This is a genomic window from Cupriavidus sp. WKF15 (assembly GCF_029278605.1).
GTDB lineage: Bacteria > Pseudomonadota > Gammaproteobacteria > Burkholderiales > Burkholderiaceae > Cupriavidus.
The window spans coordinates 2,217,799-2,238,870 of the sequence record NZ_CP119573.1 but is presented as its reverse complement, the minus strand read 5'-3'; the positions used below and the strand labels follow the sequence as shown (position 1 = coordinate 2,238,870).

12 protein-coding genes are annotated in these 21,072 nt (G+C 69.0%); 4 read left to right on the top strand and 8 right to left on the bottom strand.

Going from position 1 to position 21,072, the window contains the following annotated elements:
- The first annotated feature begins 72 nt into the window (after positions 1–72).
- The 3 genes from uvrA to CupriaWKF_RS27525 all read left to right on the top strand — a co-directional run bounded on the left by uvrA (position 73) and on the right by CupriaWKF_RS27525 (position 7,323).
- Positions 73–5,946, top strand: coding sequence for an excinuclease ABC subunit UvrA (gene uvrA / locus CupriaWKF_RS27535; RefSeq protein WP_276101595.1), 5,874 nt, complete (start codon positions 73–75; stop codon positions 5,944–5,946).
- Between the two features lie 213 nt (positions 5,947–6,159).
- On the top strand, positions 6,160–6,531 hold the full coding sequence (locus tag CupriaWKF_RS27530) for an endonuclease (protein ID WP_276101594.1): 372 nt from the start codon (positions 6,160–6,162) through the stop codon (positions 6,529–6,531).
- Positions 6,532–6,636: 105 nt separating this feature from the next.
- A complete protein-coding gene (locus CupriaWKF_RS27525) occupies positions 6,637–7,323 on the top strand; it encodes a BON domain-containing protein (protein ID WP_276101593.1) in 687 nt (228 codons plus the stop codon).
- An 87-nt stretch (positions 7,324–7,410) separates the two neighbouring features.
- On the opposite strand, the gene CupriaWKF_RS27520 is transcribed toward CupriaWKF_RS27525, so the two are convergent.
- The 3 genes from CupriaWKF_RS27520 to CupriaWKF_RS27510 are packed head-to-tail and all read right to left on the bottom strand — an operon-like array spanning position 7,411 to position 8,445.
- Positions 7,411–7,794 carry a hypothetical protein gene (locus tag CupriaWKF_RS27520; protein ID WP_276101592.1) on the bottom strand — a complete coding sequence of 128 codons (384 nt, stop codon included), beginning with the start codon at positions 7,792–7,794 and terminating at the stop codon, positions 7,411–7,413.
- Positions 7,795–7,821: 27 nt separating this feature from the next.
- On the bottom strand, positions 7,822–8,040 hold the full coding sequence (locus tag CupriaWKF_RS27515) for a hypothetical protein (RefSeq protein ID WP_276101591.1): 219 nt from the start codon (positions 8,038–8,040) through the stop codon (positions 7,822–7,824).
- A gap of 24 nt (positions 8,041–8,064) precedes the next feature.
- A complete protein-coding gene (locus tag CupriaWKF_RS27510) occupies positions 8,065–8,445 on the bottom strand; it encodes a BON domain-containing protein (protein ID WP_276101590.1) in 381 nt (126 codons plus the stop codon).
- Between the two features lie 337 nt (positions 8,446–8,782).
- Between CupriaWKF_RS27510 and CupriaWKF_RS27505 the strand changes: the two genes are divergently transcribed.
- A complete protein-coding gene (locus CupriaWKF_RS27505) occupies positions 8,783–9,358 on the top strand; it encodes a malto-oligosyltrehalose synthase (RefSeq protein WP_276101589.1) in 576 nt (191 codons plus the stop codon).
- A gap of 13 nt (positions 9,359–9,371) precedes the next feature.
- Here the strand turns inward: CupriaWKF_RS27505 and treY are convergent, their stop codons facing one another.
- From treY to glgX, 5 genes are all read right to left on the bottom strand, one after another.
- Positions 9,372–12,050, bottom strand: a complete 2,679-nt coding sequence (treY, locus tag CupriaWKF_RS27500) for a malto-oligosyltrehalose synthase (RefSeq protein WP_276101588.1) — start codon at positions 12,048–12,050, stop codon at positions 9,372–9,374.
- Positions 12,031–13,983, bottom strand: coding sequence for a malto-oligosyltrehalose trehalohydrolase (gene treZ, locus CupriaWKF_RS27495; RefSeq protein WP_276101587.1), 1,953 nt, complete (start codon positions 13,981–13,983; stop codon positions 12,031–12,033). Before treZ ends, treY begins: the two co-directional genes overlap by 20 nt.
- 108 nt (positions 13,984–14,091) lie before the next feature.
- The gene (locus CupriaWKF_RS27490) at positions 14,092–16,638 is read right to left on the bottom strand and encodes a glycogen/starch/alpha-glucan phosphorylase (protein ID WP_276101586.1); all 2,547 of its coding nucleotides are present in this window, start codon (positions 16,636–16,638) and stop codon (positions 14,092–14,094) included.
- The gene (malQ, locus tag CupriaWKF_RS27485) at positions 16,635–18,863 is read right to left on the bottom strand and encodes a 4-alpha-glucanotransferase (protein WP_276101585.1); all 2,229 of its coding nucleotides are present in this window, start codon (positions 18,861–18,863) and stop codon (positions 16,635–16,637) included. The genes CupriaWKF_RS27490 and malQ overlap by 4 nt, the downstream gene beginning before the upstream one ends.
- Positions 18,860–21,070 (bottom strand): glycogen debranching protein GlgX, encoded by a 2,211-nt coding sequence (gene glgX / locus CupriaWKF_RS27480; protein WP_276101584.1) that lies wholly within the window; start codon positions 21,068–21,070, stop codon positions 18,860–18,862. The genes malQ and glgX overlap by 4 nt, the downstream gene beginning before the upstream one ends.
- Positions 21,071–21,072 lie beyond the last annotated feature (2 nt).

Sequence of the window (21,072 nt, the reverse complement as noted above, 5' to 3'; positions counted from 1 at the left end):
TGCTAAGGTGCTTTCTTGCGCCGCCATGATCCTGAGAGGGTGGCATAACCTTCTGATTCAAAAGAGAAAAACGTGTCGAGCAAGCAGCTGATCCGTATTCGGGGCGCCCGCCAGCACAACCTCAAGGATGTCGACCTCGATCTCCGCCCCGGCGAGATGACGGTGGTGACGGGGCCGTCCGGTTCGGGCAAGTCCAGCCTGGTGTTCGACACGCTCTATGCCGAGGGCCAGCGGCGCTACGTGGAAACGTTCAGCGCCTATGCGCGCCAGTTCCTCGACCGGATGGATCGGCCGCAGGTGGAGCGCGTGGATGGCGTACCGCCGGCCATTGCGATTGACCAGACCAACCCGGTGCGCAGCTCGCGCTCGACGGTCGGCACCATGACCGAGTTGAACGACCACCTGAAGCTGCTCTATGCGCGCGCGGCGGAACTGTTCGACCGGCAGACCGCGCAGCTCGTGCGGCACGACTCGCCTGAAACGATTTACGCGGAATTGCTCGCGCGCACGGCTGCAGGCCAACCCCATCACGATGCGCGGCTGGTGGTGACGTTCCCGGTCGAGCTGCCCGAATCGACCACTGAAGAGGAAGTCCAGCAATGGCTGTCGGTCAGCGGCTATACCCGCGTGCAGGCGCAACGCGTGGTCGAGTCGTCGACCGGGACGCGCAAGGTGCTGGACGTCGTAGCGGATCGCTTTCGCATCGGATCGGTCGAGAAGGCCCGCGCGGTGGAGGCGATCGAAGCCTCATTGCGGCGCGGCGGCGGCCGCGTCAACGTCTATGTCCTGGCCGATGAAGCCGATGGCCCGGTCTGGCGCTTTTCCACGGGCCTGCACAGCCCCGACAGCGACCTGCGCTATGCCGATCCGCAGCCGGCGCTTTTCTCGTTCAACTCCGCCTATGGCGCCTGCGAGACCTGCCGCGGGTTTGGCCGCGTGATCGGCGTGGATCTCGGGCTGGTCATTCCGGACGTGCGCAAGACCCTGCGCCAGGGCGCCATCAAGCCAATGCAGACGCCGGCGTGGAAGGAATGCCAGGACGACCTGATGCGCTATGCGGTCAAGGCCGACATTCCGCGCGATACGCCGTGGTCGGAGCTGACCGAGGCCCAGCGCCACTGGGTCGTGCACGGCTCGCCCGACTGGAACGGGCAGTGGAACAAGCAGTGGTACGGCGTGATGCGCTTCTTCAGCTACCTGGAGTCCAAGGCGTACAAGATGCATATCCGCGTGCTGCTGTCCAAGTACCGCAGCTACACGCCGTGCGAAACCTGCGGCGGCGCCCGCCTGAAGACCGAGTCGCTGTTGTGGCGCCTGGGTTCGAAGGACAATGCCAACGCCGTACTTGCGCCGCAGCAGCGCTTCCTGCCGCGCGGCGTGGACTGGGACCGTACCCAGCTTGAAGCCTTGCCCGGCCTGACCGTGCATGACCTGATGCTGATGCCGATCGCACGCATCCGCCGCTTCTTCGATGACCTGACGCTGCCCAGCAGCATGCTCGACGATGCGCTCAAGCTGCTGCTCGCGGAAGTCCGCACGCGGCTCAGGTACCTGTGCGACGTGGGCCTCGGCTACCTGACGCTGGACCGCCAGAGCCGCACGCTGTCGGGCGGCGAGGTGCAGCGCATCAACCTCACCACGGCGCTCGGCACGTCGCTGGTCAACACGCTGTTCGTGCTCGACGAGCCGAGCATCGGCCTGCACCCGCGCGACCTCAACCGCATTGTCGAGGCCATGCACCGCCTGCGCGATGCCGGCAACACGCTGGTGGTGGTCGAACACGATCCGTCCGTGATGCTGGCCGCCGACCGCCTGATCGACATGGGCCCCGGGCCGGGCGAGCGCGGCGGTACCATCATCTTCGACGGCACGCCCAAGGACATCCGCGGCGCAGGCACGCTGACCGGCGACTACCTGGGCGGCCGCCGGCGCGTGGCCGATGCCTCGCACTGGCAGCGCCGGCCGGTCGATGCCACCGTGCCGCGCATCGTGCTGGAAGGCGCGACCGAGCACAACCTGCAGGACGTGACGGTGGAAATCCCGCTGCAGCGCCTGGTGTGCGTGACGGGCGTATCCGGCTCTGGCAAGTCCACGCTGCTGCAGGACGTCCTGCACCCGGCCATGGCACGCCATTTCGGCAAGGCCACCGAAGCGCCCGGCACGCACCGCGCGCTGCGCGGCGCGGACCTCGTCGATGACGTGGTGTTCGTCGACCAGTCGCCGATCGGCAAGACCGCGCGTTCCAACCCGGCCAGCTACGTGGGGGCGTTCGACGAGATCCGCAAGATCTTCGCCAAGGCGCCCATGGCCGTGCAGCGCAGCTATACGGCGGGCACCTTCAGTTTCAACTCCGGCGACGGGCGCTGCCCCACCTGCGGCGGCTCGGGCTTCGAGCATGTCGAGATGCAGTTCCTCAGCGACGTCTACCTGCGCTGCCCGGACTGCGACGGCAGCCGCTACCGTCCCGAAGTGCTGGAGGTGAAGATCGAGCGCGCCTTGCCCGGACAGCCGCCGCGCGCGCTGAGCGTGGCCGACGTGCTCGAACTGACCGTGTCCGAGGCGGCGTCCTACTTCGCTGGCGATGCCGCCGTACTGCGCGTGCTGCAGCCCATCGTCGACGTCGGCCTGGAGTACGTGAAGCTCGGCCAGCCCGTGCCCACGCTGTCCGGCGGCGAGGCGCAGCGCCTCAAGCTGGCGGGCTTCCTGGCCGAAGCCGCGCAGGCGGCGCAGCCCAAGGGCCGGGTGATCCGGCCCGACACCTCGCCCAAGCGCCTGTTCATGTTCGACGAGCCCACCACGGGCCTGCACTTCGACGACATCGCCAAGCTCATGCGCGCGTTCGGCAAGCTGCTGGACGGCGGCCATTCGCTGGTGGTGATCGAGCACAACCTGGACGTGGTGCGTGCCGCCGACTGGCTGATCGACCTCGGCCCGGAAGGCGGCGATGCCGGCGGCCGCGTGGTCTGCACCGGCACGCCCGAGGACGTGAAGCGCTGCGCCGAATCGCATACCGGCCAGGCGCTGATCCACTATGACGCCGCGCTCGGTGAAGCGGGCACGCTGGCCGCGGAACGCGCCGAGAGCGATGGCGTGCCGCTGCAGGCCGCACTTCAGGCCCGGCGCGCGCGCCGCGCGATCGAGGGCGAGGACGTGGTGCGCATCGTCAACGCGCACGAACACAACCTGAAGTCGCTCAACGTTGACATCCCGCACGGCAAGTTCAACGTCGTGACCGGCGTATCCGGTTCGGGCAAGTCGACGCTCGCGTTCGACATCCTGTTCCACGAGGGGCAGCGCCGCTACCTGGAGTCGCTCAATGCCTATGCGCGTTCGATCGTGCAGCCCGCGGGCCGGCCGGAAGTCGATGCGGTCTACGGCATTCCGCCGACCGTCGCGATCGAGCAGCGCCTGTCGCGCGGCGGCCGCAAGAGCACGGTCGCGACCACGTCGGAAGTCTGGCACTTCCTGCGCCTGCTGTATGTGAAGCTCGGCATCCAGCACTGCGTGCATGACGGCGCGCCGGTGACTTCGCAAAGCCCCGACTCGATTGCCGCGCAACTCCTGCGCGACCATCGCGGCGAGCATGTCGGCTTGCTCGCGCCGCTGGTGGTTAACCGCAAGGGCGTCTATACCGATCTCGCCAAATGGGCCAAGGCGCGCGGCAACACGCACCTGCGCGTGGATGGCGAGTTCCTGCCGGTCGATCCGTGGCCGCGGCTTGACCGCTTCCGCGAGCACACCATCGAGCTGCCCGTGGGCGACCTGGTGGTCTCCCCGGAGAACGAAGGCCAGCTGCGCGCACTGCTGGCGCAGGCGCTCGAAGCCGGCAAGGGCGTGATGCACCTGCTGGCGCCGCTCGACGGCCTGCACGACGCCATGCACAACGGCGACGGCACCGCGCACGTGGGCGAGGTCAAGGTGTTTTCCACCAGGCGCGCCTGCCCGGTCTGCGGCACCAGCTATCCCGAGCTGGATCCGCGCATGTTCTCGTACAACAGCAAGCATGGCTGGTGCTCCACCTGCGTGGGGACGGGCCTGACGCTGACGCGCGAGCAGCGCGCGGTGTTCGATGACACCGTGCTGGCCGGCGACGACCGCGGCCGCGAACAGAGCCTGCCGTCCGAGGAGCAGGAGCCGGAAGGCGTGGGCGATACCCCGTGTCCGGACTGCCACGGCACGCGCCTGAACCCGGTCGCGCGCGCCGTGACGTTCGACGACAACGCGATTGTCGACGTGGCGCAGTGGACGGTCTCGGACACGCGTCGCTGGGTCGACGGCCTGCGCCTCACGGGCCGCGACGCCGACATCGCGCGCGACGTGATCAGCGAGATCGGCAGCCGCCTGCAGTTCCTGGAGGAAGTCGGCCTCGGCTACCTGAGCCTGGACCGTGCCGCGCCGAGCCTGTCGGGCGGCGAGGCGCAACGCATCCGCCTGGCCGCGCAGCTGGGCAGCAACCTGCAGGGCGTGTGCTATGTGCTGGATGAACCCACCATCGGCCTGCATCCGCGCGACAACCAGATCCTGCTCGATGCGTTGCGCAAGCTCGGCGACAAGGGCAATACGCTGGTGGTGGTGGAGCACGACGAAGACACCATTCGCCGCGCCGACCACATCATCGATATCGGCCCGGGCGCAGGCAAGCGCGGCGGCACGCTCGTGGCGCAGGGCGGCGTAGCGGACCTCGCCGCCGCGGCGGATTCCACCACAGGACAGTTCCTGGCACGGCCCATCGTCCATCCGCTGCAGGCGCGGCGCACAGTCAGTCCCGGTGCCGCCGGCAAGCCGGCCGATCCGCCCGAATGGCTCACCGTCCACGGGGCGGCGCTGCACAACCTGCGCGATGTCACGGCGCGCATTCCGCTGTCGCGCCTGGTCGCCATCACGGGCGTCAGCGGTTCGGGCAAGTCGACGCTCGCGCGCGATGTGCTGATGACCAACCTGCTCGATGCGGTGGGCCGCTCGGTGCTGTCGTCGCCGGCTACGCGCCGCGCGCGCAACGCCGCGCGGCAGGAGGCCAGCGCCAGGGGAGCCCGCGCGGAAAAGAAGACGCTGAAGGTCGAACACGACTGGTACGGCTGCGAATCGATCACGGGTTGGGAATCGATCGATCGCGTGCTGGAAGTCGACCAGACGCCCATCGGCAAGACACCGCGCTCGTGCCCGGCGACGTATATCGGCGTGTGGGACACCATTCGCCGCCTGTTCGCCGACACGCTCGAAGCGCGTGCGCGCGGCTACACCGCATCGCGCTTCTCGTTCAATACCGGCGACGGCCGCTGCCCGGCCTGCGAGGGGCAGGGCGTGCGCACCATCGGCATGAGCTTCCTGCCGGACGTGAAAGTGCCGTGCGATGTCTGCCACGGCCAGCGCTTCAACCCCGAGACCCTGGCCGTGACCTGGCGCGGCAAGAACATCGGCGAGGTGCTGACGATGGAGATCGACGAAGCGGTGGAGTTCTTCTCCGCGATGTCGAACATTGCCCATCCGCTGCAGCTCATGAAGGACGTGGGCCTGGGCTACCTGACGCTCGGCCAGCCCTCGCCCACGCTGTCGGGCGGCGAAGCACAGCGCATCAAGCTGGTCACGGAGCTGAGCAAGGTGCGCGATGACATCACGCGGCGCGGGCAGAAGGCGCCGCACACGCTGTACGTGCTGGACGAGCCGACCGTTGGGCTGCACATGGCCGACGTAGCCCGCCTGATCCGTGTGCTGCACCGGCTGACCGACGGCGGCCACAGCGTGGTGGTGATCGAGCATGACCTTGACGTGATTGCCGAGGCCGACTGGATCATCGACCTTGGCCCGGAAGGGGGGGCGGGTGGCGGCACCATTGTCGGCGCGACCGATCCGGAATCGCTGTCGCGCATGCCCGCCAGCCACACCGGCGCGGCGCTGGTGCCCGTGCTGGGCCGCACCGAGGAACCGGTACGCGCCAGCGTCGGCTGAATGCCGGCAGCCGCTGAATGCCGGCAACCGAACAGGCCGGCAACCGAACAGGCCGGCAGGGCCGTGCGGCAGGCCCTGCCCGCAACAGTCGTGGGCCTGGCTTCTGCTTCCGGCTCGGGTGCACTACGTGCGCCACATGTTCCCTCCGTCGGGCATGCCTTTCGCTAGATAGAGGCGACAGGCGTGCACTTTTGCGCGCGAACGGAGGTAACCATGAAGCATTTACGACCGAGCCGCGTGCTGTTGGCCGCGGTGCTCGCCGCGGCAGCGATGCCCGCCATGGCGCAGACGCCGGCAGCGCCGCGCGGCCCCGCCGATCCCTATACGCAGGGCGGACGCGTAGGCGACAGGTTCGATCCTTATTCGCAGGGCGCCAATGCGTCCACGCGCCAGGACCTTGCCCCCGAATCGCAGCCCTCCACCATGCCAGCACAGCCCGGCGCCACGCCAATGCAACCGGACGTGAATATGCCTGGCACCATGCAGCAGCGCACGCCTGACCCCTATACCAGTGGCGCGCAGTGGGCCAGCCCGAACCTCGGGCGGCCGATGGGGCGGCCCAGCAATTTCCTGGACGGGGCCTGAGCAGCCATGGACAGCCGCTGACGCGTCGCCGCGTCACGCGGTCGTTCTTACCGCTGCTTGAAATCATTGCCATTGCGCCCGCGGCGAGGCAAAGGAGATCACCCCATGAGACGAAGCGACTATTCCGATCGTCGCCGTGATGACGACTATCCGCGCGGCGACGACGAATACCTGCGCAGGCCGCCCCAGCGCCAGTACGGCAGCAATGAGCAGGGCTACAGCGATTTGCCGGCGCACGAGCGCACCGAACGCATGCGCCATCTCTCGGCCCGCCACGGCAATCCCGAAGAACGACTGCCACGCGAAATCGGGCGCGGCACCTGGGGCGGGCAGGACAGGGGGCCCGACGAGGAATGGATGGGGCTCTATGTCGAAGAGTGGCGTTGGCCCGCCTCCGGGTCTTCCCGGCAAGAGCGGTCCGGCGACGGGCGCCCCGATCCGCGTCGTGAGCCGGGGCGCTATCCCATGTATGGCCTGGATGAACAACGAGAACGCGAGCGCGGTTATGGCCGCGGCCATGCCGGTTACCGCCGCAGCGAAGGGCCGCGCAACTATCGCCGCGCGGACGACCGTATCGAGGACGATGTGTGCACGCGGCTGGCGCACGAACATGGGCTCGATGTGAGCGAGGTGACGGTCCATGTGCGCGACGGCGTGGTGACGATGGAAGGCACGGTGAACGACCGGCGCAGCAAGTACGAGATCGAGGACATTGCCGAGTCAGTGTTTGGCGTGCGCGAGGTGCTCAATCATATCCACGTCCACCGCTATGGCATGCTGGCCTCGGAGTAGACGGAGGAGTAGGCCGCCCGTGTCACAGCACCGCCCCGGCAATGCCGGGGCGGTGTCGTTTGAATTTGTCGGATGTGTCGCGCGGAGCTATCTGAACTTCGGTGGAGGAGGCGGACGCTCCTCGCGCTCGTCGGTGCGATCGGCCTTGTCGACCGGCACGTCGGCGGGCAGGCGCTCGGCCGCCCGCTCAATATCTTCGTTGATCGCTTCCTCGGGAAGCTCTTCATCAGGCGACTCGTGACGCTCGCGTTCGATCTGCGCCAGTTCGTCATCGATATCTTTTGCCGGCTCGGTCAGGTCCGGGTCCAGCGTGCTGGGCACGTTGCCACCGGTGGCCTGCGCGGCACTGCGGGCGTCGCTGCGCTGGCGTTCACCGTTACGCTTGCGCGTTGACGGGGCCGATGCTTGCGGCCGCGAAGCCGCGGACGCGCGCCTGTCTGCGCGTCCCCCGGTGCGTACGGTCTTGCTCATCCTGCTCTCCTGTTGCCATTCAGACATTCAGGTGTTCTCGACCGGCGGCTCAGTGGCCTCGGGGTCGCCGCCGCGGCGTACCGATGGCGGCTCGCCGTTCTCGTCGGGAGTGTCGTGTTCGCGCTCCACGTCGCGGCGGGGCTCGCGGCCGGGCTTGCCGCGCTCGTGGTCGACATCGGGTCCCTTGTGTGAAGTCCGCTTCAGGTCGCGCTGATTGTCATGCTCATGCTGGCGGTGCGTGCTCATTTGCCTTGGCCTCCTGAATCCTGGCTAGTCGGTACGGGCCTTCAGTTCGTCGGACACCGCGGTCACGCCGCGAACACTGCGCGCCATGTCCATCACACGCGCCCGTTGTGCGTCATCGCGCACAGTGCCTTCCAGTCGTACCACGCCGTCGGTCGTGCTGACCCGGATACTGGCCGGGTCCAGGCCCCGGCTCGACGCCAGGCGCGCCCGGACTTCGGTCGTGATGGCACGGTCGCTGCCGGCCTGGGTATCGCGCGGCTCGGCGGTGCGGCCTGGCGATGACGGCGCCGGGACCGGATCCGTGGGAGCGGCATGGATAGGGTGGATAGCGCTGCCGGCGAACAGCAGCGCGGCTGCCACGGCTGGCGCCGTGGATGCAAGCTTGGCGCGCACGCGAGTGTTCATGGCGGTGTCCTCCGGATTGCGCCGGCCGGGCCGGCCCTTGCAGATATCACCGCAAGCTTCGTTCCCGCGGCCTGGACGGTCGCGCGTGCGGCCATGTGGCGCAACCGGATCAGCGGTGCAGTACTTTTTACCGCGACTGAAGAAACTGCATGGGCCGACGCTGGAGCGGGGATTGCGTGCGCAAGGGCGATGGTCCGGGGGCACCGGCGCCGTGTTGTGTGGCGCGGCACTTGCGTTCAGCCACGTCTATAGTGAAGAAAGATGCTGGCCTGGGACCGCGCGGGGTGGCGTCCTGGCAGCCGGCCGGGGGGAGCGGCTCACCGATTGGGAGGAAGCTATGAATCTGGCCGCCGTCCTGTCTTCCCTCGTCCTCGCCTCGTCCGTGGCAGTGTCTTCGACACCCGTGGAGCGGCAATTGCTTGCCATGACGCCGACGGACTTTTCACAGCGCTTCAATACCGTGGCCCACGACACGGGCTCGGGGCTGACCCTGCCGTCCTTCAAGGCCAAGTCGGGCTGGCACCGGGCAGCACCAAGCACCGGCGTATCGGTGCTGGTGCGCGCGAGCCAGTCCGGCTACGCGCTGGACGAAGTCGTGGTGGTCTGCCAGGAGCTGGAGCGCTGCTTCCTGACCATCTGTACGGCTGCGCTGGCCATCGATAATTCGATCGATCCCCGTTTGCTGCAACGCTTTATCGTCGCCCGGATATCGACGGAACTGGGCGAGGTCGGCCTGGTCATGTCGGGCCTGGCGTACATCGTCGTGACGCCGAAGGAAGACGACTATGTGGCGCTGGTGATTCGCCCCTACCTGCCGCAGGAACAGGGCGCGTCGCCTACGCAGGCCAATACCGCCAGGCCGCTGATACCGATCGCCGGGCGTCGGACTCCGGGCGCAGCGCCGACCTTGTAACGGGCGTGTCGTGCTAACCCTGCCGCAGCAGCAGTGCGACGGGCAGCAGGGCCAATACCTCGCAGACAGGCAGCTTGCCATCCGGTCCTGCGGCGATTGTCTGGCCCGTCAGCGCCTCTACCCAGCCGCCTGACTGGCGCGCGCCGGCGTCGATGACGGTGTTGCCCCAGCGGGCCGGCACAACCCGGGGCAGTTCCTGGCCGACGAGCGCCGCGCCCAGGCGAGTGACCACCGTCAACGCTTGCTGCGCTCCGAGCGTCCGCACAAACGCGAGTACATGTTCCGCAAGAGGACCTTCTGCAGCGAGCTGCCGGTAGTCGCCCTGGCGGAACAGCGCTTCGTGCGCGCGGCGCACAGCCAGCGCATGCCGCACGAGCTGTTGCTTCACACGCCCGTCCCGCCAGCATGCCAGCCATTCGGCCCAGCCGGCGTGGCAGTCCAGTTGCGCTTGCAGGCGCTGGTAGTCGGGCGGGCGGCGGTTATCGGGGTCGACCAGGCTCAGGTCCCAGTCTTCGCAACCCTGGTACCGGTCGGGTACGCCGGGCGCCGTTAGCTGGATCATGGCTTGCGCGAGGCTGTTCATGGCCCCGGCCGCGGCCACGCGCTGCACGAACTGGCCGATCCGGGCGAGCAGGCCGCCCTGTGGCCAGCCCGTCGCCAGGCCGCGCAGGAACGTTTCGCACGCGTCTTCGTAAGCGGCATCCGGCATGGTCCAGTTGCCATGCAGCTTGGCTTCGCGAATGGCCTTGCGCTGCCATTGGCCGATGCGCGCCAGGAATGCCGCCAGCGCCTCGTCCTGCGCCAGCGCGTCGCGCTGCATCGGCCACGCACCCAGCAGAGTCTGGTACAGCATCAGCCTGTCGGCCGCGTCAGGGGCGCAGGGCAGCGAAGCCAGCAAGCGCGCGCCGTCGACCTCCCACGCGTGCACCGCCACGGCCCATTGCTGCGGCAGCTCGCTCAATACCGCTAAGCGCATGCGCGCATCCTCGCCGCGCTTGTGGTCATGGGTGGCGGTGGCCAGCATCGCCTGGGGAAAAGACCGGTGCCGCGTTGCCATGGCGGCATGGAAGCCCGCCGGCGACAGCGCCAGCACGGCCGGATGGCTGCCGACCTCGTTGCGCGACAGCAGCGCTCCGTAGCGGTAGAACGCCGTGTCTTCGCCGGCCTTGGCGGCCAGCGCCGGCATCAGTTGCTGCACGCGGCGCCGGGCCTGTGCCGGCGCGCTGGCATCCGCCTCTGGCGTGTGCAGGCAGGCCTGGATGAAGTCGAGTGCGGCCGCCTGTTCCGGCGCGAGCGTGGCGCGGGCGCTGCGGGCCGCGGCATCCAGCATGGCCTGCTCGGCGTGGCGGGCGGCCGCGTCGCGGCGCGCAGGGGCACCATCCAGGTAGGTCCGGTAAACGGGCACGGCCACCAGCAACGCGGCCAACGCCCGGCGCAACGCTGGCCGCGTCAGGTCCCGCGTGGCAGGATCGGCAGCGGCGCAAGCGTGCAGCCGGGCGCAGGCGCCTTCGAATTCGGTGACGAGGTGATGCCGCAGGATCAGGCCGCGCGTCTCGGCCAGCGCGGCCTGGTAGCTGGCGGGGCGGCCTCCGGCCTGCCGCCACAGGGCGGCCAGCGGCTTGGCGCCGGCCTCGCTGTGCAGCACGGCTGCGACCTGGTCCATGAAGTCATAGCCGGTGGTGCCGTCGACCCGCCAGTCCGCCGGCAGCGCCTCGCCCGGGGCCAGGATCTTCTCTACCAGCAGCCATGGGCGCGGCCGGAAGGGCGCCGATGGCCGATGGGCCGCATGCTCGTCCAGGCAGGCGCGCAGTCGCCGGCAGTAGGCCGCCGGATCGGCAAGGCCGTCGACGTGGTCCACCCGCACGCCGTCGACGATGCCTTCGCGCAGCAGGCGGAAGACCAGCGCATGCGTGGCGGCAAATACCGCCGGATCTTCCTGGCGCATGCCGACCAGGTCGCTGATCTCGAAGAAGCGTCGCCAGTTGAGCGCGGTCGCTGCCGTGCGCCACCAGGCCAGGCGATAGTGCTGGTGTTCCAGCAAGGCATGCAGGTGCGCGCGGCCGGCGTCGTGGGTGCCATCGAACCAGTCCGGGTGGTCCGCGGCATGGCGTAGCAGGGGGTCCGGGGCAAGCGGAAAGTCATGCCCGAAGTAGCGCAGCGTTGCGGCATCACCAGCGGCGTCCGGCACCACGCGCAACTCCCCGCGCGCCAGCGTTTCCCAGTACGGGTGGCCGAGCACGGGCTCCAGCACCTTGCCATGCAGGCTCGGGTCGGGGGGCTGCCAGTCGATATCGAAACTTGCGGCATGCGCACTGTCTTGCCCGCGCGCCAGCACATCCCGCCACCACGCGTTGTGCGTGGGGTCGGCGGCCATGTGGTTGGGCACGATGTCCAGGACCAGCCCCAGACCGGCGTCCCTCGCGCGCTGTGCCAGGACACGCAGCGCGGTCTCGCCGCCAAGCTCGTCGCGCACGCGCGTGAAATCGGTTACGTCATAGCCGTGCGTGGAGCCCGGACGCGCCTCGCAAATCGGGGAAAGATAAAGGTGGCTCACACCGAGCGCGGCATAGTAGGCAACCATCGCAGCAGCGTCCGCGAGCGTGAAACCGGGCTGCAGCTGCAGGCGCGCGGTCGCGCGCGGGGGCAGCCGTGCGGCGGCCTCAAGCGTCGGGTCAGCCAGTGCCGGCGTCATGGCCTGGCTCGCCCTGGCCGGACAGCACGGCGATGCAGCTCAGCGCGGGCAGCGAACCGCCAGCCAGGGCATCGGCGTGGCCGCCGGCGGTTTCGTGAAGCATGGCATAGCCGGGCGCCGGCGGCTGGCAGCTCACGGCCTCGCGGCCAAGGTTCAGCCAGATCGACAGGCATGCGCCTTCGCCCAGGCGCCAGCGTGCGCGCAGCGCGGCCGGCCCCAGCACGTCGACGCCGGCGCTGCGGGCGCGCGGCAGCCGGTGCATCAGCCATTCCTGGCGGATGGCGAGCAGTCGCCGGTAGTAGCGCGTCCAGTCGTTCTCGACGCCCAGCGGCGGCCGCGAGGCCTCGAACGTCGCCGGGTCGTTGGGATCGGGAATCTCTCGCGCCCGCGCGTCGTCGCCGAAGGCTGCCACGCTGGCGAATTCCTGCCTGCGCCCCTGGCGCACGGCCTCGGCGAGTTCCGGCGGATGGCTCGTGAAATAGTAGAACGGCGTTTGCGCCCCGCATTCCTCGCCCATGAATACCAGCGGTATCTGTGGGCATAACAGCTGCAGCGCCACCGCAGCGCGCAGCGCGTCGGCATCGGCCAGGGTCGCCAGCCGTTCACCGAAGGCGCGATTGCCGGTCTGGTCGTGGTTCTGCAGGAAGGCGACAAAGGCCGTGGGCGGCAGGTGGCCACTCGGTTGTCCGCGCCGGACCGGGGCGCGCGAACCTTCGGCGGCCGATCGGAACGGCGACACTTCGCCCTGGTAGGCGAAGCCTTCGGCCAGCACGCGCGCCAGGTGGCGCAGCGGCGAACGCGGGCCGGCGCAGGCCGCGTAGTCGCGATAGTAGCCGTCCTGCTCGCCGGTCAGCAGGACATGCAGTGCATGATGGGCATCGTCGTTCCATTGGGCGTCGTACCCGGCCGCCAGGCGCGCGGCGTCGTTGCCGTCGTTCTCCAGCACGAGGTGGAGATGGCGCCCCTCCATGCCTGGCCACGCGCGCAGATCGGACGGCAGCGCCGCCAGCCAGCCTTCGTCGTCGATGGCATGCACGGCGTCCAGGCGCAGGCCGTCGATGCGGAACTCTTCCAGCCAGTAGCGTGCGTTCTCGGTAAAGAAGCGGCGCACTTCCGGGCGGCGGAAGTCGATGGCGGGCCCCCATGGCGTCATCCGGTCCTGGCGGAAGAAGGCGCTCGCATAGTGGTGCAGGTAGTTGCCCTCCGGTCCGAAGTGGTTGTAGACCACGTCAAGCAGCACCATCATGCCGAGGCCGTGCGCGTGGTCCACCAGCGCGCGCAGCTGGTCCGGGGTGCCATAGCCGGATTCGGGCGCAAACGGCAGCACGCCGTCATAGCCCCAGTTGCGCGTGCCCGGAAACTCGGCAAGCGGCATCAGCTCCACGGCGGTGAACCCCAGCGCGGCAAGCCGCTGCAGTTGCTGCATGGCACCCGCGTAGCCACCGCACAGGCCAACGTGAAGCTCGTAAATGACGGCCTCGTGCCACGGCCGCCCGCGCCAGTCCGGGCAGGTCCACGGATAGGTGGCGGCCCTGGGCTGGCAGGCAACGCTGGGGCCGTGCACGTCGCCCGGCTGCCAGCGCGAGGCAGGATCGGGGAAGGCGGTGCCGTCATCGAGCCGGAACCAGTAGCGCGTGCCGTCACCGCAGGGCACGACCGCGCTGAACCAGCCGTCGTCGCCTGGCGTCATGCGCACGGGTCCCATGCCCGCGATCTCCAGCCGCACCGACTCGCCGCGCTGCGCGGCGTCCGGGGCCCACAGGCGGAAGCCGATGCGGCCCTCCGGCAGCCAGACCGGGCCGAACGCATAGCCGTGCGGATCGTCGTTGGCCGCGGGCGCCTGGGGTGCGCCGGCCGAGAAGCTGTCCAGCGGCGCCAGCCTGGGCGTGGCGGAGCTGGCACCGGTACCGAGGAAAAACGAATGCAGGTTCACGATCAGCTCCTGATAATGGTAGCCGGCAGGGCGCGGCCCCGTTGCGGGCCCGCCGTTGCCGGGTCGGAGTGGCGCCTCTGCGCGCTGCTTTGTCGAACAGTCATGGCGCTAGTGGCCTTTGCCCACGGCACGCATGCGGCTGTCCGCATGCCGCGGCGTGCCGCTTGCGCGATGCAGCAGGTGGACTGGCACGGGCCTGACCTTCCAGATCTGCTCGCAGTACTCGCGGATGGCACGGTCCGATGAAAAATGCCCGGAGCGCGCACACGACAGCACCGACATGCGCTGCCAGCGCCGTGGCTGCACGTAGGTTTCGCAGACACGCTGCTGGCACTCGAGATAGGCGCCGAAATCAGCCAGCAGCAGGTAGGGGTCATGTTGCAGCTGCGCGTCGAACAGGCCGCGGAACACACCCGGATCGCCATGCGAGAAGAAGCCCTGCTGGACCAGGTCGATCACGGCGCGCAGTTCGGCGTTGCCGTGGTAGTAGGCGGCCGGGTCGTAGCCCCTGTCGCGCAGCGCGTAGACCTCGGGCGCGGTCAGCCCGAAGGCGAAGAAGTTGTCGCTGCCGATGGCATCGCGCAGCTCGATATTGGCGCCGTCCATGGTGCCGATCGTGAGCGCGCCGTTCATGGCGAACTTCATGTTGCCGGTGCCCGATGCCTCCTTGCCGGCCAGCGAGATCTGCTCCGACAGGTCTGCCGCCGGGTAGATGCGCTGCCCGCAGGTGACATTGAAATTGGGCAGGAACACCACCTTGAGCCGCTCGCGCACCTGCGGGTCGCGGTTCACGACGTCGGCCACGCTGGTGATGAAGCGGATCATCAGCTTGGCGTACTGGTAGCCTGGCGCCGCTTTGCCCGCGAACAGGAAGGTGCGCGGCGCGAGATCCAGATCAGGATCGGACTTGATGCGGTGATAGAGCGCGATGATATGCAGCACCGCCAGGTGCTGGCGCTTGTACTCGTGGATGCGCTTGACCATGACGTCGAACATCGACGACGGGTCGATGGCCACCCCGGTGCAGTCGCGGACCAGTTCCGCGAGCGCCACCTTGTTTTCGCGCCGCACCGCGTGCCATTGCTCGCGGAAGCCGGCATCGTCGGCAAACGGCTCCAGTGCCCGCAGGCGCTCCAGGTCGGTCACCCAGCCTTCGCCGATGGCATCGGTCACCAGCCGCGACAGGCGCGGGTTCGATAGCGCCAGCCAGCGCCGCGGCGTGACACCGTTGGTGATGCTGGTGAACTTCTCGGGCCACATGTCGTGGAAGTCCCTGAGCACGTCCTCGCGCATCAGCCGGGAATGCAGCTCCGCCACGCCATTGATGGCATGGCTGCCCACGCACGCCAGATGCGCCATGCGCACCTGGCGCTCGCCATGCTCGTTGATCAGCGACAGGCGCGCCAGGCGCGAATCGTCGCCGTAGAAGCGGATGCGAACCGCGTCCAGGAAGCGCCGGTTGATCTCGAGGATGATCTCGAGATGGCGGGGCAGCACGCGGCCGAACAGCGGCAGCGGCCATTGCTCCAGTGCTTCGGGCAGCAACGTGTGATTGGTATAGGCGAAGGCCTGTCGCGTGACATCCCAGGCCTCGTCCCACGGCAGGTCGTGCTCGTCCACGAGCAGCCGCATCAGCTCGGCAATGCCCACCGCCGGGTGCGTGTCGTTGAGCTGCACCGCGAACTTCTCATCGAAGCGCGACACCGGCATGCCGTCGGCCGCCAGCAGTCGCAGCATGTCCTGCAGCGAGCAGGCGACGAAGAAGTACTGCTGTTCCAGCCGCAGCTCCTTGCCCTGTTCGGTCTCGTCGTTCGGATAGAGCACCTTGGTCAGGTTCTCGGAGGTGATCTTCTTGCTGACCGCGCCCAGGTAGTCGCCGCGGTTGAAGGTAGGGAAGTCGAAGGCCTCGGTCGCGTCGGCGCGCCACAGGCGCAGCGTGTTGACGGTATTGACGCGGTAGCCAAGGATCGGCGAATCGAACGGCACGCCCACTACCGTCTTGGCCGGTACCCAGCGCACGCGGTAATGCCCGCGGTCATCGGTGTAGTGCTCGGTATGGCCGCCCAGGCGCACCTGCACCGCCCACTCCGAACGCTGGATTTCCCACGGGTTGCCGTTGCGCAGCCAGCTATCGGTCTTTTCTACCTGCAGGCCGTCGATGATGGCCTGCTGGAAGATGCCGTATTCGTAGCGGATGCCGTACCCCAGCGCAGGGATCTCCAGCGTAGCCAGCGAATCCATGAAGCATGCGGCAAGCCGGCCCAGGCCGCCGTTGCCGAGCCCGGGCTCGATCTCCTGCGCGAGGATCTGGTCCAGGTCCAGCCCGAGCGCCTGCATCGCGGCCTGCACCTCGCTGTAGATGCCCAGGTTGATCAGGTTATTGCCCAGATGGGGGCCGATCAGGAACTCGGCGGACAGGTAGGCGACCGTGCGCGAGGGCTGGTCAAGATAGGCCTCCGAGGTGCTGATCCAGCGCTGCACCAGCCGGTCGCGCACCGTATGCGCAAGCGCCTGGTAGAGGTCGTTCTGGCTGGCATGCTCCGGCGGCTTGCCCTGGGTATGGAACACATGGTCCAGGAAGGCGCGGCGGATGCTGGCACTCGATAAAGCGGTGCGGGTATCGTCGGCATGCTCGGGCCGGTTGGCTTCCGTCATGGGGGACCTCCGTATCTGGATGGCTCGGCGCCCGCCCGCGCACCGGGCAGGCGGCCCTGGCGCACCGCCTGGGCGCGTGCGCGCAAGGCCGGCGACTCGAACAGCCGGCGCACGTCCGCATCGAGCCTGCGCTGCCAGTTGGGGTGTCCGGTCGTGGTGCCGGGCAGGTTGGCTTGTTCGGCCACGCCGAGCAGGTCTTCCATGGGCACCAGGCGCAGCGGCGTGCGGGTGCGGCCAAGCCAGGCCAGCACAGCGTCAAGGGGCGGATGTGCCGGACCGGGCATGTCGCCGCCGGCAAGGCCAGCATCGCACAGCGCCTGCCACAATGCCGTGCGCTCGCGCACACGCGCGGCGCGCGCATCCTGCGCGGTTTCGGCCGGGCCAAGCAGTCCCAGCCGTTCGCGCCAGGCCAGATCCTGTCCCTGCCACCAGCCCGCGACGGTGGGCAGGTCGTGCGTCGACGTGGTGGCCACAGCGTGGCGGGGCCAGTCCTCGGCGCGCAGGAACGGCGGCGCGGCCAACGCTTCGGGCGCGGTGCCGGCATCGGCCTGTGCGACCGGTGCTTCACGCGCGAACCACAGCACGTCGATGCCGAGTACGCCGCGCGCGGCCAGCGCGCTGTCCAGATGCGCCGGTACCGTGCCCAGGTTCTCGCCGATGATGATCGCGCGGTGCCGCCACGATTCCAGCGCCACGAGCCGCAACAAGTCCTGCAGCGGGAATTCGAGGTAGGCACCGTCGCGCGCCGAAGCGCCGGCCGGCACCAGCCACATGCGCGCCAGGCCGAGCACGTGGTCGATACGCAGGCCGCCGACATGGGCCAGGTTGGCGCGCAGCATCTCGATAAAGGCGCCGTAGCCACGCTGGCGCAGGCTGCGTGGCGCAAACACCGTCACGCCCCAGTCCTGTCCGCGCGGGTTGTAGACATCGGGCGGCGCGCCGGCATGGAACCCGTCCAGAATGTCCGCCTGGCGCGACCATGCCTGGCTGCCGCCCGGATCCGCGCCGACCGCCAGGTCGCCGATCACGCCGATCGCCATGCCCGCGTCGTGCGCGGCCTGCCCGGCACGCGCGAGTCCGTCGTCTGCGAGCCATTGCAGGAAGACGTGGTAGTCGATCTCCTGCGGATGCGCCATGGCGAACGCGGCGACGGCGGCATCGGCGGGCGAGCGCAGCGTCACCGGCCAGCAGCGCCAGTCCGCGGCGCCGTTGGCATTCATGCCGTTGGCCGCTTCGCCGAGGCGGCTGGCCTGGATCGCTTCATAGCAGGCGTGGTCATGCAGCGCAGTGCCGCCGCGTGCGCGGAATGCGGCGCACGCGTCCAGCGCGGCGGGCGCCAGCAGCCGCTCGCGGTGCGTCCACAGCCACCGCAGCACGGACAGGCGCAGGCGCGACAGTTCAGCCCATTCGATCCCGGCACGGGCCTCATGCTGCGCGAATGCCGTGCCGGCATTCAGCGCCGCGATGGCGCTGTCGACGGCGTCCTGCCCGAACGTCGCGGCGGGGTCCGCGTAAATCGGGTTACGGAACAAGCGGCTCGATGGGGAATAGGGGCTGTAGCGCTCCGGCATCGCGGCAAAGCCTGCATGGAGCGGATTGACCGCCACGGCGTCGGCCTGTTCGCTGGCGGCCGCATGGCAACACTGCGCGAGCGCCGTGAGATCGCCGATGCCGGTCGGCGCGCCGCGGCGCAGGCCGTAGAGTTGCACGGCCAGGCCCCAGGAGCGTACTGCTGCAGCGTCGCGTCCGGCTGCGCGCAGGGCGTCGCCCACGCCGAAGCAGCGCGGCGGCGCAACGGCCAGGACGGTCTGCGCGTCTGCCACATGCAGTCGGTGATAACCGCATGCGGCGATGGGTGCAAGGCGCAGCGTCCCGTTCCCGGCGGGCTCCGCGGTGCCGTCGAAACGCCCGCCATCTTCCAGTTCGATCTGGTACGGCCGCGCTTGCGCGATCTCCGGCCACGGCACGGCAATGGGCCGCCCTTGGTCCGCCGTAAGCAGTGGGGGCAGGCCGCAGGCGGCATCCTCGGCGTCCAGCCGCGCACACGAGGCCCGGCACTGTGCAGACGTGTCGCAGGCCAGCGCCAGGCCTTGCAGCAGGCGGCGCAGGGCCGCGTCCGCGACCTGTTGCGGTCGGCCCCAGGCATCCAGCCAATGCGGCTGCAAGCCGGCGCGCCTTGCCAGCGCGTGGAGCGGGTCCGGTGGGGAGGTGCGTGGCAATGTCATGCGTCTGGCTCCTGCAAAGGGGCGCGCGGCGGCGTCGCCGGGCGCGCGGGTGGCGGCGGCTCGGCCTGCGCGGCGAGCACGACCAGCGCATGGGCTGGCACCGCCTGCACCGCCACACCGGCCACGGGTAGTCCGGCTTCCGGCAAGTCGGGCTGGCTGCTGTCGAAAAGCAATTGCCAGTCCAGCGCCGGCTCGGGCAGGTGGAACACCGCGTCGTTGTCTCCGGCATTGAGCAGCATCAGCGTCACCTGCACCGGGCTGGCCTGGCCGCCGCGCACGGGGCGCCGGAATGCTTCGAGGCGCTCGGCGCGGCGCAGCGCAAGCGTACGGACATCGGGGTCGGCCCAGGCTTCCGGGCCTGGCGGCTGTCCGTCCGTATCGAACCAGGCGATATCGCCGATGCCCGGCAACGGCTCGTGGTTGCCGTGCGCAAAACGGTGGGCGTCGGCCGCGTACAGCCGGCGGCGCAGCGCCAGCAGGCGGCGCACGATCTGCAGCAGCGTCTGGCCCTGCGGCGTCAGCGCCTGCTTCCAGTCCAGCCAGGACAGCGCATTGTCCTGGCAGTACGCATTGTTGTTGCCCCCCTGGCTGCGGCCCGATTCGTCGCCGGCGGTCAGCATCGGCGTGCCCTGGGCCAGCAACAGCGTGGCCATCATGGCGTGGGACACGCGCGCGCGCAGCGCCAGGATCGCCGCATCGTCCGTCGGACCTTCGACGCTGCCGTCAGGGCTCCAGTTGGCGCTGTGGTTTTGGTCCGTGCCGTCGCGGTTGTCTTCGCCGTTGGCCTCGTTGTGCTTGGTGTTGTAGCTGACCAGGTCGGCCAGCGTGAAGCCATCATGCGAGGTGATGAAGTTGATGCTCGACCACGGCCTCCGGTGGCGGCGGTCGAACAGGTCGGCCGAGCCGGCCAGCCGCGCCGCCAGCTCGCCCCGCTGGCCGGGGTCGCCGCGCCAGTAGCGGCGCACGGTGTCGCGGAACTTGTCGTTCCACTCGGCAAAGCCCGGCGGTTGGTTGCCAAGCTGGTATCCGCCCGGCCCCAGGTCCCAGGGTTCGGAGATCAGCTTGACGCGGCTGAGCACCGGGTCCTGCAGCACCGCGTCGAAAAAAGCGGCGCCCGGATCGAAGCCATTGTGTTCGCGGCCGAGCGTGGTGCCCAGGTCGAAGCGAAAACCGTCGACGTGGTAGCACTCGACCCAGTAGCGCAGCGAATCAAGCACCATCTGCAGCACGCGCGGATGCGACAGGTTGAGCATGTTGCCGCAGCCGGTGTCGTTGACATAGTGGCGTTCGTCGCCGGGCACGAGGTGGTAGTAACTGGCGTTGTCCAGCCCGCGCCACGACACCGTCGGCCCGAGTTCGTTACCTTCGCACGTATGGTTGTAGACCACGTCCAGAATCACTTCGATGCCGGCCGCGTGCAGCCGCCGCACTGCGACCTTGAGTTCAAGGAGCTGGTCGGTGGCGAGGTAGGATGGCTCCGGCGCGAAGTACGACAGCGTGTTGTAGCCCCAGTAGTTGCGCAGGCCGCGCTCCAGCAGGAAGCGGTCCTGGAGGATGGCGTGCACCGGCAGCAACTCCACGGCGGTCACGCCCAGGCGCAGCAGGTGGTCCAGGAAGCGCGGGTCGGCCAGCGCCGCGAACGTCCCGCGCAGGTGTGGCAGTACCTCTTCGCGCAGCATCGACACCCCTCGCAGGTGGGTTTCGTAGAGGACCGTGTCCGGCCACGGCACGTCAGGCGGCCGGTCATCGCCCCAATGGAAGCTTTCGTCGACCACGATGGCCTTGGGCATATTGGGCGCGCTGTCGCGGCGGTCGGGCGTGAGATCGCCGCGCGCGCTTTGCAGGCGATAGCCGAACAGCGCGTCGGACCAGCGCACCGGTCCGCTGAGCTGGCGGGCGTACGGATCGAGCAGCAGCTTGTGCGGATTGAAACGGTGCCCGTGGGCGGGATCGTACGGCCCGTAGGCGCGGTACGCGTACAGCGTGCCGAGCGCCGCGTTGGGCAGGTAGCCATGCCAGATCTCGTCGGTGCATTCGGGCAGTGGCATACGCGACAGTTCCTTGCGGCCGCTGGCCGAGAACAGGCACAAGTCAATGCGCGCGGCATTGGCCGAGAACACGGCGAAATTCACGCCAAGGCCGTCCCAATGGGCGCCGAGCGGGTAGGGCTTGCCGGCCAGCAGCCGATCCGTGAGCTGGAGCGCCATGA

Bases quoted from the DNA above. Each gene is read 5' to 3' on its own strand.
- CupriaWKF_RS27530 (WP_276101594.1), top strand. From the start codon at position 6,160: ATGAAGCATTTACGACCGAGCCGCGTGCTGTTGGCCGCGGTGCTCGCC.
- CupriaWKF_RS27525 (WP_276101593.1), top strand. From the start codon at position 6,637: ATGAGACGAAGCGACTATTCCGATCGTCGCCGTGATGACGACTATCCG.
- CupriaWKF_RS27520 (WP_276101592.1), bottom strand. From the start codon at position 7,794: ATGAGCAAGACCGTACGCACCGGGGGACGCGCAGACAGGCGCGCGTCC.
- CupriaWKF_RS27515 (WP_276101591.1), bottom strand. From the start codon at position 8,040: ATGAGCACGCACCGCCAGCATGAGCATGACAATCAGCGCGACCTGAAG.
- CupriaWKF_RS27510 (WP_276101590.1), bottom strand. From the start codon at position 8,445: ATGAACACTCGCGTGCGCGCCAAGCTTGCATCCACGGCGCCAGCCGTG.
- CupriaWKF_RS27505 (WP_276101589.1), top strand. From the start codon at position 8,783: ATGAATCTGGCCGCCGTCCTGTCTTCCCTCGTCCTCGCCTCGTCCGTG.
- treY (WP_276101588.1), bottom strand. From the start codon at position 12,050: ATGACGCCGGCACTGGCTGACCCGACGCTTGAGGCCGCCGCACGGCTG.
- CupriaWKF_RS27490 (WP_276101586.1), bottom strand. From the start codon at position 16,638: ATGACGGAAGCCAACCGGCCCGAGCATGCCGACGATACCCGCACCGCT.
- malQ (WP_276101585.1), bottom strand. From the start codon at position 18,863: ATGACATTGCCACGCACCTCCCCACCGGACCCGCTCCACGCGCTGGCA.
- glgX (WP_276101584.1), bottom strand. From the start codon at position 21,070: ATGGCGCTCCAGCTCACGGATCGGCTGCTGGCCGGCAAGCCCTACCCG.